General features: G+C 37.1%; 16 protein-coding genes. 10 read left to right on the top strand and 6 right to left on the bottom strand.

What is annotated here, in order from left to right:
* Positions 1-5: 5 nt before the first annotated feature.
* The 3 genes from HMPREF0501_RS03385 to HMPREF0501_RS03395 are packed head-to-tail and all read left to right on the top strand — an operon-like array spanning position 6 to position 2,143.
* Positions 6-461: a PTS sugar transporter subunit IIA gene (locus HMPREF0501_RS03385; protein WP_006916445.1), complete on the top strand. Its 456-nt coding sequence runs from the start codon at positions 6-8 to the stop codon at positions 459-461.
* An 18-nt stretch (positions 462-479) separates the two neighbouring features.
* Positions 480-1,835, top strand: coding sequence for a PTS galactitol transporter subunit IIC (locus tag HMPREF0501_RS03390; RefSeq protein WP_040455805.1), 1,356 nt, complete (start codon positions 480-482; stop codon positions 1,833-1,835).
* Positions 1,836-1,855: 20 nt separating this feature from the next.
* Positions 1,856-2,143: a PTS sugar transporter subunit IIB gene (locus tag HMPREF0501_RS03395; RefSeq protein WP_006916447.1), complete on the top strand. Its 288-nt coding sequence runs from the start codon at positions 1,856-1,858 to the stop codon at positions 2,141-2,143.
* Positions 2,144-2,295: 152 nt separating this feature from the next.
* Here HMPREF0501_RS03395 and HMPREF0501_RS03400 read toward each other — a convergent pair whose 3' ends face one another.
* The 5 genes from HMPREF0501_RS03400 to HMPREF0501_RS03420 form a co-directional block, all read right to left on the bottom strand.
* Positions 2,296-2,847 carry a hypothetical protein gene (locus HMPREF0501_RS03400; protein ID WP_006916451.1) on the bottom strand — a complete coding sequence of 184 codons (552 nt, stop codon included), beginning with the start codon at positions 2,845-2,847 and terminating at the stop codon, positions 2,296-2,298.
* 30 nt (positions 2,848-2,877) lie between these two features.
* Entirely contained in the window at positions 2,878-3,354 is a 477-nt protein-coding gene (locus tag HMPREF0501_RS03405) for a PTS system mannose/fructose/N-acetylgalactosamine-transporter subunit IIB (RefSeq protein WP_040455807.1), read from the bottom strand.
* 13 nt (positions 3,355-3,367) lie between these two features.
* Positions 3,368-3,787 (bottom strand): PTS sugar transporter subunit IIA, encoded by a 420-nt coding sequence (locus HMPREF0501_RS03410; protein WP_040455809.1) that lies wholly within the window; start codon positions 3,785-3,787, stop codon positions 3,368-3,370.
* A gap of 21 nt (positions 3,788-3,808) precedes the next feature.
* The gene (locus HMPREF0501_RS03415) at positions 3,809-4,642 is read right to left on the bottom strand and encodes a PTS system mannose/fructose/sorbose family transporter subunit IID (protein ID WP_050755757.1); all 834 of its coding nucleotides are present in this window, start codon (positions 4,640-4,642) and stop codon (positions 3,809-3,811) included.
* A gap of 88 nt (positions 4,643-4,730) precedes the next feature.
* Entirely contained in the window at positions 4,731-5,501 is a 771-nt protein-coding gene (locus HMPREF0501_RS03420; RefSeq protein ID WP_040455811.1) for a PTS mannose/fructose/sorbose/N-acetylgalactosamine transporter subunit IIC, read from the bottom strand.
* Positions 5,502-5,653: 152 nt separating this feature from the next.
* On the opposite strand from HMPREF0501_RS03420, the gene HMPREF0501_RS03425 reads away from it, so the two are divergent.
* The 6 genes from HMPREF0501_RS03425 (at position 5,654) to HMPREF0501_RS03450 (ending at position 11,028) form a co-directional block, all read left to right on the top strand.
* The gene (locus HMPREF0501_RS03425) at positions 5,654-6,301 is read left to right on the top strand and encodes a histidine phosphatase family protein (RefSeq protein ID WP_040455812.1); all 648 of its coding nucleotides are present in this window, start codon (positions 5,654-5,656) and stop codon (positions 6,299-6,301) included.
* Between the two features lie 10 nt (positions 6,302-6,311).
* On the top strand, positions 6,312-7,184 hold the full coding sequence (locus HMPREF0501_RS03430) for a LysR family transcriptional regulator (RefSeq protein WP_006916455.1): 873 nt from the start codon (positions 6,312-6,314) through the stop codon (positions 7,182-7,184).
* A 115-nt stretch (positions 7,185-7,299) separates the two neighbouring features.
* Positions 7,300-8,733, top strand: a complete 1,434-nt coding sequence (gndA, locus tag HMPREF0501_RS03435) for an NADP-dependent phosphogluconate dehydrogenase (protein ID WP_006916456.1) — start codon at positions 7,300-7,302, stop codon at positions 8,731-8,733.
* A 120-nt stretch (positions 8,734-8,853) separates the two neighbouring features.
* On the top strand, positions 8,854-9,702 hold the full coding sequence (locus tag HMPREF0501_RS03440) for an Rpn family recombination-promoting nuclease/putative transposase (protein WP_223206779.1): 849 nt from the start codon (positions 8,854-8,856) through the stop codon (positions 9,700-9,702).
* A gap of 17 nt (positions 9,703-9,719) precedes the next feature.
* Positions 9,720-10,706, top strand: coding sequence for an amidohydrolase family protein (locus tag HMPREF0501_RS03445; protein WP_040455813.1), 987 nt, complete (start codon positions 9,720-9,722; stop codon positions 10,704-10,706).
* 85 nt (positions 10,707-10,791) lie between these two features.
* The gene (locus HMPREF0501_RS03450) at positions 10,792-11,028 is read left to right on the top strand and encodes a cytochrome b5 domain-containing protein (protein ID WP_006916459.1); all 237 of its coding nucleotides are present in this window, start codon (positions 10,792-10,794) and stop codon (positions 11,026-11,028) included.
* A gap of 64 nt (positions 11,029-11,092) precedes the next feature.
* Here the strand turns inward: HMPREF0501_RS03450 and HMPREF0501_RS03455 are convergent, their stop codons facing one another.
* Complete coding sequence (locus tag HMPREF0501_RS03455) at positions 11,093-11,857, bottom strand: DeoR/GlpR family DNA-binding transcription regulator (protein WP_006916460.1); 765 nt, start codon at positions 11,855-11,857, stop codon at positions 11,093-11,095.
* 235 nt (positions 11,858-12,092) lie between these two features.
* Between HMPREF0501_RS03455 and ulaG the strand changes: the two genes are divergently transcribed.
* Positions 12,093-13,166, top strand: a complete 1,074-nt coding sequence (gene ulaG / locus HMPREF0501_RS03460; protein WP_006916461.1) for an L-ascorbate 6-phosphate lactonase — start codon at positions 12,093-12,095, stop codon at positions 13,164-13,166.
* Positions 13,167-13,189: the final 23 nt, after the last annotated feature.

Genomic DNA, 13,189 nt, shown 5'->3' on the forward strand with positions numbered 1-13,189 from the left:
ACAAAATGCTTTTTGATAAAAAAGTGGTGTTCTTTGATCAAAGTGCCTCCAGTAATACAGATGCGCTGACAAAATTAGCAAATCATTTATATGATGTTGGAGTTGTTACTAATGAGTACAAGGATGCTATTTTAAAGCGTGAGGCTAGTTTTCCCACAGGTTTAATGACGCAAACAATCGGTGTTGCAATTCCGCATTGTGACCCTGATAAAGTTATTGAACCACAAATTGGTTTCATGCGGTTGAAGGAACCCGTAACTTTCCATCAAATGGGAGATAATGCTGAAATTCAAGTAAAAGTCCTTTTTATGCTGGCTTTGAAGAAATCAGACGATCAATTAACTATGTTGCAGAAATTAATGGCATTGTTCCAAAACGAAGAAGCAATGACAGCCGTTCAAAATGTATCGTCAATTGATGACTTTATTTCACTGATGAAGGAAAACGGAATTATTGAATAATATTGAGGAGGAAACAATATGAGCGCAGTTAGTGCGGGATTGCAATGGTTTGTTAACCTTGGAGCTAGTGTAATGCTCCCAATTCTTTTATTCATTTTTGCTTTAATTTTACGAATTACCCCGGGTAAGGCTTTTAAGGCAGGCTTAACAGTCGGGATCGGTTTTGTTGGTTTGAACTTAGTCATTACTTTATTGACTAAAAACCTTGGACCTGCTTCACACGCAATGGTTCGTAACTTTGGTTTAAACCTTTCAACTTTGGATATTGGTTGGCCAGCTGGATCTGCTGTTGCCTATGGGACTGTTCTTGGAAGTTTAGCAATTCCGGTTGGTGTTATTACTAATGTTATTTTACTGATTATTGGATTGACTAAGACGCTTGATGTTGACGTTTGGAATTACTGGCACATTGCCTTCACAGGTTCTATTGTTTATGCGGTAACTCATAATTTTGCATTAGGTATTTTCACGATGGTTGTTCACATCATGATTATTTATCTGTTAGCCGATATGTCAGCTCCATATATTCAAAAGCAATATGGCTTACCTGGTATTTCCTTCCCACAAGGTGCCTCTGCTCCAGGATTTTTACTGGCTTTGCCATTAAATTGGTTGATGGACCGAATTCCTGGAATTAACAAAATTAAGATTACTCCAAAAACTGTTCAAAAGCGGATGGGTGTATTCGGTGATGCCTCAGTAATGGGACTGATCATTGGTATTATTATTGGTTTGCTGGCTAAATACTCATTTGCTAAGACTCTGCAACTTGGTGTAACTACTGCTGCTGTTCTTGTCTTAATGCCACGGATGGTTTCACTCTTAATGGAAGGATTGACGCCAATTTCTGAAGGTGCCAACGACTTTATTAAGAAACACTTCCCAGGCCGTAATCTCTACATTGGGATGGATAGTGCCTTAGCTGCTGGTAACGAAACAGTTCTGTCTTCTGCATTGATTTTAGTACCAATTACACTATTAATTGCTGTTATTCTTCCAGGAAACAGCACATTACCATTTGGTGACTTAGCAACAATTCCATATATGATCGCCATTATGGCCGCTGTGTTCCGTGGTGATATTTTCCGTACTTTAATTGGTGGGATTGTTGATATCATCATTACACTTTACATTGCCTCATGGGTTGCACCATTTGTTACTGCTTCTGCAAAGGCAGCACACTTTGGATTACAAGGCGCAAGTTCCATTACTGTTTTAAGTGATGGTGGTGTATGGACAACTTGGTTAATTATCGGCCTTGGTAAGATCATGACTTGGGGTGGCATTGGCCTAATCGGTGTAGTAACACTTGCTATCATGATTTGGTATAATAAGTTTCACAAGGCTAATGATAAAGCCGTAGCTGATAAATAGGAAAAAGGAGAGTATTAATTATGAAGACTTTAATGGTTGTATGTGGTAGTGGTATTGCTACTTCAACTGTTGTTGAAGGCAAGATTCGTGATTTCTTAGACTCCAAGGGCGTACTTGATAAGGTTAAGATGCTAAAGGGTAATATTGCTGAACAAATTAATCACATTGATGAATATGATGCATTTGTAAGCACAACAGTTGTACCAGATGATGTTAAGGATAAGGTAATCAGTGGTTTGCCAATTCTTACTGGTATGGGTGCTGATAAAGCCTATGAAGAAATTTTAGATAAATTAGGTTTGAATTAATCTAGTCAGCTTAATTTAAATTGGGGCCATCATGGTATATGCGTGATGGTCTTTTTTATATACATGCGATTGGTAATGATATTTAGAATTAATTTATGGAGCCATACTAAAGAATCCCGGCTAATCTGAAAAGATTAATCGGGATTCTTGATCTAGCTTAGTAAATTATATTGCTCATTAATTAATATTTTAGGATTGTATATAATCCCTTGGCGTTTAAGCTCGTTATATATAGCTAAAAAGGGCTTACGCCTAAACTTAAATCCATCAATGATAATTGAGTAAATAGCTAAATTACCGTTTTCTGAATAATTATTTTGAATTTGCTTAGCAGTTTTCTTTTGGTCTGTTATGACATCAAATGCAATTATTCCAATTTGATAAGTAGCATTGTTGGGAACGAGTTCTATTTTTTTGATTAATTGCCATGGGATAGTAACAGGCTTCTTTTGGGTGTAATCAGTTACTCCTTGGTCATTAATTAAATATAGTGTTTTGTTGGTAATTAATGGTTTTGAGGTTTTCCAAGTTAAAACTAAAAATAGAATCGCAAAGAAAACAGCAAATATCTTCCAGATTATAATTGTTTTTACCCATAAAATGGATAAAAGTCCACTGATAATTAATACATAAGCAATATCAATTATTAGAATTCTGACAGGATCGGCAGTAACTTTATACTGACTATTATTCTGCTGAGTCAATAAAGTTCACCACCTTCCTATCTATTTATTTTATGCCTTAAAATTAACTTTGCGTGATTCAGGTACCGACTGGAAGTAAACTTCAACATCATCGTTAGCCAATTCTTTTAGATCATTGATGTCATCTTGGGTAAGTGAAACATCTCCAATTGGTTGTGAAACGGTATCGGGCTTTTTAGCAGCTCCACCAACGTCAACTTCTTTTAAAGGTAATCCGTTGTCATAGGATTCTTTTAATTCTTTAACGTTTTTGAAAACAATTAATGCTTTATCATTACCAAATTGATCTTTATTCCATTCATCGGCAACTTCCTTAGTAGAAAATACTTTAATTTTTAGTCCACCTGTAGAATTTGTTGAAACGTAGATGTCCTTAAGAAAGTCGTCAGCTGCTGTTGCATTATCAACAACATAAACGGAATTTGTTCCACGTCCCTTAGTCCATTTTTGCATAACCTTTCCATGAATAAGACGGTCATCTACACGAGCCATATTAATTTCACCCATAATTATCTCTCCTTTATTTGTTATTTAAAAAGTTAATATCAATTAACTTCATACCATTTTGTCCAACTTCAATAGAATCTTTAATTAACTTGTTTGTGTCATCTTCGGTATCTGTAAAATTAATTAAGTTAATTAATACTGGTAAGTTTAAACCAGTAATAATCTTTAAGTCGCGATAATTTGCTAATGAACGTAATGCAACATTGGATGGACTACCACCAAGTAGATCGACTAAAATGATCGTTTCATCATATTGATCCTTGTTGTTGTCCAAAACTTCTAGGACTTTATTTTTAAGATCATCTACAGATTCGCCTTGGTGTAATCCAAGCCCAGTTACATTTTTTTGCTCGCCCATTAAAAGTTCTAGACTTTTTACAGTTTCAATACCCATATCACCATGTGTAACAAGTAAAAATGCACGTTTCTTCAATTTATCAACATCTCCAGTTTATTAAACGATATAGAAGCAAGATAGAACAATTAAAATGATTGTTAGGTAAATTAATCCACGAGTAATCTTAAGCCCCTTCTTCTGGAAGTATAGATAGAGAAGTAAGATTGCTGTTAAAGGAAGAATTCCTGGCATAATGGTATTTAAAATTGATTGAACATCAAATGTTTTATGAGAAATTGTGAATTTCAAGTAGCTCTTGATCTTAACGTATTGTCCAGCCATGATTCCCATCATGTATAGTCCTAAAACACCTAGTCCATCAATAATGGATGACATTCGACCAGAAGTCATAATTTCTTTAGCCGCAGACCGACCTAGTGAATATCCCATCTTTGTAAAGTAGTAACCATAAATATAGGTAGCGGTTGCAAAACAAAGGAATGGTAAAAGACATCCTAAGAAATTACCCTTTTGTGCAAATGGTAAGAAAATGGCAATGAAAATGTATTGAACGGTACCTGAGTCAATAGAATCACCAATTCCAGCTAGTGGACCCATTAGCCCAACTTTAGTGTTGGAAATAATATCGGTAGAAATAGCTTCTTCACCGTTGGCCATTGCTCGAGCACGTGCTTCTTCTAGGGAAATGGTAACTCCCATTAGTGTCCCACCACCCCACGTACACTGGGTGTTGAAAAATAGCAAGTGACGTTGGAAAGCCTTTGCTAGCTCGTCTTTAGTTTTATATAACTTTTTTAAAATTGGAATTAATCCAAAGCAAAAGGCGGGGGCAAGCATTCGGTCAAATGTATGGTTAACTTCATTAGCCCACCACCATCCAAACCAGGCTTTCATTAAATCACGATTTGTTATTTTATCAGGTTGCGGGATTTGTCCCTTGTTGTTTGATTCTGGTTCAACATTTTGATTTTGTCCCTTTGGGGCATCGTTTTCTTTACTCAATATTGACCCCTCCTTACTAATTATCAACTTGTTTTTGAGTAAACATTACATATAAGAACGCGAAGATAATTCCGAATGCAGCGTAGATCGTCATGTTAATGTTTAGTTTTGCAAAAGCAACACTCATAAAGTAGGCAAGGAAGAAGAATGGTAATAATTTTTGCTTACCAATTACTTGTATAATAACTGCAATCCCTAATGCGGCTAATCCACCACCAACGCTTGTTAGTACGTGAATAATAGTTCCGTGTTGAATATTTGCAACAACATGAGCAATTACTGGAGCACCAAAGTAAAGAGCAATGAAAATTAATGGGATGAATAAGCAGAAAGAAATCACAGTTGGGATTGCCATAATAGAAATTCTTAATCCATGTGCATTGGCTTCTTTTGCATATCTATCCATTGGCTTTAAGGCAAAAGTGTTAAGGAAGAAACGGAATTGATACAGATAACTACCAAGTAATCCAACCGGAACTGCAATAGCAATTGCAGCCTGCGGACTCATGTTTCCCATGATTGCAACGGGGACAGCGATTGCAGCTGCAATACATGGCTCAGCTGGTAAAGCACCACCTGGAGCAACGAAGCCCATATAAACTAATTGAATTGCGGCTGTGATGATAACAGCTCGATGCATTTGTCCCATAATAAGGCCGACCATCATTCCAGTCATTAGTGGACTAAATCTCATTGTTAATGTTGCAAATCCAAGAATACGAGATTCAACTAATGCAACCCATAATGCTATTAACAACGCCTGCCACACAGTTAAAGTCACGTGCATAAAATAACCTCCTAAAATAATTGCAAAATAAATTAGAAAGTTAGGTATCTAGAATGTTTAACTTTCTATTCACTTTTTATTATAATTGAAAGCGTATACATTACAAGTCGTTATATTTGATTTTTGAAATAAAATATTTAGGAGTGATTACTATGGCTAAATTATATTTAGTTCGTCATGGAGAAACTTTTTTAAATAAACTTGGACGGATGCAGGGCCAGATTGATTCTTTTTTAACTTTAAGGGGACATGCTCAAGCACACCAAGTAGGAAAGTCTATGCAAGATATTAATTTTACAAAGATTTTTTCTTCGGATTTAGGAAGGGCTGTTCAAACGACAAGAGATATTATAGAAGAACTTCACCTTGAGAATTTACCATATATAACTAATAGTGATATTAGAGAAGTTAACTTTGGATCTTTTGATGGATTACCCTGTGATGATGTTTGGTCAATGATTACAAGATCAACGCCGTATGAAGATCAAAATGATATAATTAAGCACGGTGGAATGGAAGAAGTACGTTCCCTTATGTTAACTAAAGATGAAAATAAATACGCTGAATCGTATCGTGAAATTACTGATCGCTGGAAACATTTTGTACATAGGCTTGAACCATTAAGAGAAGCAGACAATGTTTTAATAGTTTCACATGGGACGTTTATAAGAACAATTAGTGAATACTATGGGGCAAATGTTGCTGGCAAAGATAATGTCCCATTAAATGGGGGAGTAACCATTTTCAATATGAATCAGAGTATAGTTTCTCTAAAAAAATATAATGTTCTATTAAAGTAATGGTGTAACAATGAATTCAGAATTAGTAGAAACCTTTTTGAAGATTGTTAAGTATAGACAAATTTCTTTAGCAGCAGATGCTTTATTTATAACGCAAGCGGGAGTTAGTAACCGTCTTAATAAGTTAGAGAAGCATCTTGGTGTGAAGCTAATTAACCGTGTCAAAGGTCATGCTCAGATTACGCTTACTGAATATGGTAAGAAATTTATTCCTCTAGCAAAGCAATATCTTAGTATAATCGAAAGTGCAAATGAGCTAAAAAATGAACCACATTATGATCGTATAACGATTGCAACTACATTTGATATTTGTGGTTTATATATTTCTCCATTAGTAAAGTTCTTTAACCTATCTAATCCTGAAATTCGTTTAAATATTAAATGTACAGATCGCGAAAATATTGATAGATTAGTTAATGAAATGCAAGCTGATATTGGTATACAACCTTTTGATACTAATAATCCTAAATTATCTTCAACAAAAATATTTGGTGATCATTTAGTAGTTGTTACCAGTGGAAATAAGCTTTTACCTGATAATATTTCAGTAGAAAATTTAGATAAACGCAACGAAATATTCATTGATTATAATAACGATAAGTATAAAGTTTGGCATAATGTATGTTGGGATAGTACTATTACACCAGCAATAACGACTAATACAGTTATGAATACAATTCCAACCTTGTTAAGCAGTGATCAATGGGCAATTGTACCGAGTCAGATTACAAATTTATATAAAGAATCTTTAAACATGCATCACTTGACAGAGCTTAAGTTTGAATATCCAATCTATGCTATTCAGTTGAAAAATAGTGTTAAAAGTTCTCCAATTAGACAAATTGTTTCGCTAATGAGATTTTATCTGGCTAGGTCTTTTTAACGGTATTCTAGACTTTGATCAATATTTCTCAAATTAAATCTTTCACAAATCTAGCTTTCTGTTATAATGGTCACTGTAAAAGTATTTTTTATTTATTAAGGAGTGTGACAACACAATGTCAGATAAGAAAGCACAAATTGGTGTTGTAGGTCTTGCCGTTATGGGTAAGAACTTGGCCTTAAACATCGAAAGTCGCGGTTTTACTGTTGGGGTTTATAACCGTCACCGTAACCGTACTGACGAAATGATGAAGGACCACAGTGATAAGAAGTTAATCCCTAGCTACACTATTAAGGACTTTGTTGACTCACTTGAAAAGCCACGTCGGATCCTCTTAATGGTTAAGGCTGGTGGACCAACTGATGCTGTTATTGACGAATTATTGCCATTACTTGATAAGGGTGATGTTCTGATTGACGGTGGTAACACTAACTTCCATGACACTATGGAACGGAATGCTAAGCTTGACAAATCAGGTATTAACTTCATCGGAATGGGTGTTTCCGGTGGTGAATTAGGTGCCCTTCATGGTCCTTCCTTGATGCCTGGTGGTCAAAAGGAAGCTTATGACTTAGTTGCTCCTATCTTGACTAAGATTGCCGCTAAAGCTGAAGACGGCAAGCCTTGTGTTGCTTACATCGGGCCTAATGGTGCCGGCCACTATGTAAAGATGGTTCACAACGGTATTGAATATGGTGATGAAGAATTAATCGACGAAAGCTACAACGTTATGCGTAACGTTCTTGGTTTGAGCGTTGATGACATGGCTAAGATTTTCCACGAATGGGATCAAGGCGAATTAGACTCATTCTTGATCAACATTACTGCCGACATTCTTACTCGTAAAGATGACCTTGGTGATGATAAGAACAAGCCAATCGTTGATATGATTCTTGACCGTGGTGCTAACAAGGGTACTGGTAAGTGGAGTTCAATGACTGCCCTTGACGGTGGTGCTCCTCAATCAGTAATTACTGAAGCTGTTTACGCACGTTACATCTCCATGATGAAGGACGAACGTGTTAAGGCAAGCAAGGAATTACCAGTAGAAACTGAAGCCATCTCAATTGATGACAAGGAAGCTATGATCGAAAAGATTCGTCAAGCTCTCTACTTCGGTAAGGTTATGAGCTATGCTCAAGGATTCGAACAAATGCGGATCGACTCTGACCGTTACGACTGGAACCTTAAGTATGGTGAATTAGCACAAATCTGGCGTGAAGGATGCATTATTCGTGCTCAATTCTTACAAAAGATTACTGATGCCTTTGATAAGAACCCTGAACTCAAGAACTTGCTTCTTGATGACTACTTCAAGGACATTGCTAAGAAGTACCAAAAGGCTACGCGTGATGTTGTTGCCCTTACCGTTAAGGCCGGTGTACCAACTCCATCATTGAGTGCTGCTATTAACTACTACGATTCATATCGTGCAGAAGTGCTTCCTGCTAACTTGCTTCAAGCACAACGTGACTACTTCGGTGCTCACACTTACGAACGTACTGACCGTCCTGGTAACTTCCACTACAGCTGGTACGAAGAACAATAATTTAATATTTATTGTAAAAAAGAGCGGTTTTTCCGCTCTTTTTTTAATGTAATTTGTAATTTCTTCCGTCTATTAATAATAGGCGGATATTTTTTTGCCAATCTAATTTGCGAGGTAATAATGAAGGTGAAATTGCAATCAAAAACGACGATGATTAAAGGGTTAATTAGCAAATGGAACAATTTAAAGATCTCAAACGATGTCATGTTTGGGATGGTAATGGAAAATCGCGATATTTGCTTGAAATTAATCCAATGTGCAGTGCCAGAATTAAAGGTGACGAAAATTGAACTTAATGAAACTCAAAGAACAATTAATGGTCCGATTGATGCTCGTGGCAGTCGATTTGATGTATATGCCCAAGATGAAAAGGGACGAGTGTTTGTAATTGAGATGCAGGTTGCTAATCGCCATAATTTGCCTTACCGATTACGGTATTATCAAGATCAGATTGATTATGATTTGTTAAAGGTTGGTGATGATTATGATAAGTTATCCGGGTATCCAACCTACGTAATTATCTTTTGTGATTTTGATTATTATGGTCGTGGATGGTCTAAATATAGTTTTCAATGTCGATGTGATCGTGATCCGAAGTTAACTGCTGATGATGGTCAACATAAGGTTATTTTCAATGCCAAAGCGAACGATTTTCATGATAGTATTGAGATAGGAAACTTCCTTAAACTAATGGAGAACCAACCTGTGATGGAAGATCCTTTAGTATCGCAGGTGGTTCAAGAAATGGAACGTATTAAGCAGGATCCAGAAAGAAGGCAGAAATTCATGAGCTATGAAATGAATCTGATGGATGCTAGAGCTGAGGGAAGAGCTGAAGGTAGAAAGAAAACTATTAAAGCAACAGCACAATTACTTTCGGAGTACGAACCAGACCGAGAAAAGTTAATTCATAAGTTAATGGATAAGTTTAGCTTAGGTTATGATGAGGCTAAGCAGTACATTGAATGATAATTAGAGGGATGGATATGCAAAAAATTGATGGACACCTTCACCTGGTTCGCGAACTAGCTGGCGCTAAGGGACAAGGACGACTTAGTCCCTTAGGCAATGGCTATGCAATTTGGGATAATGGAGAAATAATTCATTTAATTCCTGATGGCTGGGGTGATGATAACTTTTTAGTTGAAAAGTATTTTCCAGTAATGGAGCAAGAGCACATTAGTAAAGCGGTGTTGCTCCAAGGGACTTTGAATGGTTACCAGAATTATTATACTTACCAAGTCGTAAAACGATTTCCCGGGAAATTTATTGGTGCATTTTCTGTTGATCCATTTGATGACTTCGCATTAGACATCGTTAAGCGTCACGTTGAACAGTTGGGCTTTCGTGCCATTAAATTTGAGATTAGCCAGGGCGGTGGCTTACACGGATTCCACCAACCGTTCCGTTTAGACATTGATCCCCGGTGCTCGCAGATTTTTCATTACTTAGCGGACTATCCTGGCTTTGTGGTAACGGCGGACTATGGTGATTACACTCAAACTAGTTACCAACCTGAAGCGATTGTCAACTTAGCAAAATGTTATCCGCAATTTGACTTTGTGGTTTGTCACCTTTCATTTCCGGATGCGGATCATCTAGATCGTCTAGAAAATGTATTGAAACAGTTTGAACCGTACAACAATATCTTGATAGATCTTTCGGCAATTCAAGATATTCAGGGAGAAACCAAGGATGATTTTCCATATCCTAAATGTCAAAAAACAGTACGACTTGCAAAGCAAATATTAGGATCGAAAAGAATAATTTGGGGAACCGACTCCCCATGGTCAGCAACGTTTAACTCTTATCATCAACTGGCTACTTGGCTTGAGAACACAGATCTTTTCACAGAAAATGAACTGAATGATGTGATGTACAATAATGCCAACCGGATTTACTTTAAGCCCCAAAACGTGAAAGCAGCTGAAGAAGCAGTTGATCCAGTTTATGAAGCCTTTAAAAAACGTTAATAATGGGCGGATTAATCGTATTGTGGGAAGAGTTTCGCTATAATGAAGATGTTAACTACCGTTATTGATCTAAGGAGGCATTTTTATGAGTGAAAAAGTATTCTCAACCGATGAATTAGCTAAATTTAATGGTAAGAATGGGCAACCAGCGTACGTGGCAATTAATGGAACTGTTTATGATGTTTCTGGCAAAGATGCTTGGAAAAATGGTGAACATCATGGGAATTTGGCTGGCCGTGATTTAACCGATGTTTTATTCAACAAGTCACCGCATAAAGATAAGGTGCTGCAAGGCTTGCCAGTGGTTGGTAAATTAGAATAGACATGGTATTTAATGTCAAAACGGAGCTGTTCAGTTAGAGCAGCCCCGCTTTTTTGTACCAATGTTAAATTTGCGTTACCTGAATAACTTCGACACCTTGTTTCCGAAATGCATCAAGTGTTTTTCCTGAAACAAATGTATCAGTGATTAAGATATCAATATCAGATATCTTGCCGATCGTAAAGTTCGAGAAACTCCCAAACTTACTGTAATCAGCAACCACAATTAATCGACGTGAGTTTTTAATGATATTGCGATTAACATTTGCTTCCTCAATTCCAGGAGTTGAGATTCCTTGTTCAAGACTGAGACCGGCACAGCCGATGATTCCCCAGTCAGATCGCATACTTAAAAAGGTTCGATTTGCGACATCACCACTCATAATATCACGATTGTTGACATTTCCACCTGAAAGGATAATTGAAGCGATATTATGATCCGATAATAATTTTGCGACGTTTCCATTATTAGTAATAATGGAAACTTTTTTATTTAACAATGCTTTAACTGCATAAAAGGCAGTTGAACTGGAATTAACAAATACGATATCGTGATCGCTAATGTTTTTCGCTGCTTCAGTTCCCAGACTTCTTTTGATTCGGTAACGTGAGTCACTATTACTAGCATTCTCTGGAGAAACAAAACTGACGGTCCCGAGATGCTGGGTTATTCTTCCCATTTTCGCCAAGCTATTACAATCGCGGCGAATAGTCATTTCCGAGACATTAAGGTGTTTACTAAGCTCCTCGATGGTCATGGATTTGTTTTTATTTAGTACGTCTAATATGTGTTCACGACGATTTTCGATATTTTTGTATGAATTTCTCATATTGATACCTTCTATTCATCCGTAATATGTGCACTATAACCATTTCATATGTGATTATAACAAATAACTATCAAAATACAGCTGTTTTATCTCTAAAAAACAAAAAAAGTTGTGATATAACATTTAATTATCGTATAAAGTGAAAAAATAACATATAAAACGATTGAAATCGGTTACTTAAGATAATATTCTATACTCGTAAACAAATAAAGATGTTGTTTAGGAGGAATTTACAATGGCATCACCAAAGAATATTAACGATGTAACTCCAGAAAATTACGCAATGAACAATTTCCCAGAATGGGGTCAATACCTCAACGAAGAAATTGCTGATTACAAGGTTCCTGCAGGAAGCTTCCGCTTATGGTGGACTGGCTGCATGGGCTTTTGGTTAAAGACTCATGAAGGTACCAACATCTTAGTTGATGTATGGAACGGTACTGGTAAGCACACCCACGGTAATGGCAAGATGCGGAAGGGTCACCAAATGATGCGGATGGCCGGTGTTGAAGCTCAACAACCAAACTTACGGAACCGTCCTTACGTCATTGACCCATTTGCTTTTAAGGATGTCGATGCACTCTGTGTTACTCACACTCACCACGACCACTTGGACATCTACACTGCAGCATGTGTTAACAAGAACTGTCCAAACGCTAAGTTTATCGGCCCACAAGGCGTTGTTGATGAATGGATCGAATGGGGAATTCCTGCTGAAAAGACCATTGTTGTAAAGCCAGGTGATGAAGTCAAGGTTGGTGCTGTAAACATCAAGGCCCTTGAATCATTTGACCGGACTGAATTAGTTACTGAAGATGATCCAAATGTTACTTTAGCAGGTCACATGCCACAAGAAATGGCCAAAGTTGCGGTTAACTACTTATTTGAAACTTCTGGTGGTAACCTCTACGACGCTGGTGACTCTCACATGTCCAACACCTTCACTAAGCATGGTAACGAAAACAAGATTGACGTTGCACTGTGTGCTTACGGTGAAAACCCACGGGGCATCACTGATAAGCTTGATGACTCTCAAGTATTACGGATGTCTGAAGACTTGAAGACGAAGGTTGTTATTCCAATGCACTGGGATATCTGGTCAAACTTCTTTGCTGATCCAAAGGACATTATCAAGCTTTGGGAACTTAAGAAGTACCGTCTCCACTACGACTTCAAGCCTTACATCCTTCAAGTTGGTGGTGGCTTCAGCTTCCCACAAAACAAGGATGACTTTGAATACATGTACGACCGTGGTTTCCACGACGCATTCAAGAACAAGCCAGACCTTCCATTCCCAGAATTACTTTAATTCACTTGCGAGATCAGGTCGGA

It is taken from the genome of Limosilactobacillus coleohominis 101-4-CHN, assembly GCF_000161935.1.
GTDB lineage: Bacteria > Bacillota > Bacilli > Lactobacillales > Lactobacillaceae > Limosilactobacillus > Limosilactobacillus coleohominis_A.

Excerpts from the sequence above, each read along its gene's own strand:
- HMPREF0501_RS03385 (WP_006916445.1), top strand. The coding sequence starts at position 6 with ATGCTTTTTGATAAAAAAGTGGTGTTCTTTGATCAAAGTGCCTCCAGT.
- HMPREF0501_RS03390 (WP_040455805.1), top strand. The coding sequence starts at position 480 with ATGAGCGCAGTTAGTGCGGGATTGCAATGGTTTGTTAACCTTGGAGCT.
- HMPREF0501_RS03395 (WP_006916447.1), top strand. The coding sequence starts at position 1,856 with ATGAAGACTTTAATGGTTGTATGTGGTAGTGGTATTGCTACTTCAACT.
- HMPREF0501_RS03405 (WP_040455807.1), bottom strand. The coding sequence starts at position 3,354 with ATGGGTGAAATTAATATGGCTCGTGTAGATGACCGTCTTATTCATGGA.
- HMPREF0501_RS03420 (WP_040455811.1), bottom strand. The coding sequence starts at position 5,501 with ATGCACGTGACTTTAACTGTGTGGCAGGCGTTGTTAATAGCATTATGG.
- HMPREF0501_RS03425 (WP_040455812.1), top strand. The coding sequence starts at position 5,654 with ATGGCTAAATTATATTTAGTTCGTCATGGAGAAACTTTTTTAAATAAA.
- HMPREF0501_RS03430 (WP_006916455.1), top strand. The coding sequence starts at position 6,312 with ATGAATTCAGAATTAGTAGAAACCTTTTTGAAGATTGTTAAGTATAGA.
- gndA (WP_006916456.1), top strand. The coding sequence starts at position 7,300 with ATGTCAGATAAGAAAGCACAAATTGGTGTTGTAGGTCTTGCCGTTATG.
- HMPREF0501_RS03440 (WP_223206779.1), top strand. The coding sequence starts at position 8,854 with ATGAAGGTGAAATTGCAATCAAAAACGACGATGATTAAAGGGTTAATT.
- HMPREF0501_RS03445 (WP_040455813.1), top strand. The coding sequence starts at position 9,720 with ATGCAAAAAATTGATGGACACCTTCACCTGGTTCGCGAACTAGCTGGC.
- HMPREF0501_RS03450 (WP_006916459.1), top strand. The coding sequence starts at position 10,792 with ATGAGTGAAAAAGTATTCTCAACCGATGAATTAGCTAAATTTAATGGT.
- HMPREF0501_RS03455 (WP_006916460.1), bottom strand. The coding sequence starts at position 11,857 with ATGAGAAATTCATACAAAAATATCGAAAATCGTCGTGAACACATATTA.
- ulaG (WP_006916461.1), top strand. The coding sequence starts at position 12,093 with ATGGCATCACCAAAGAATATTAACGATGTAACTCCAGAAAATTACGCA.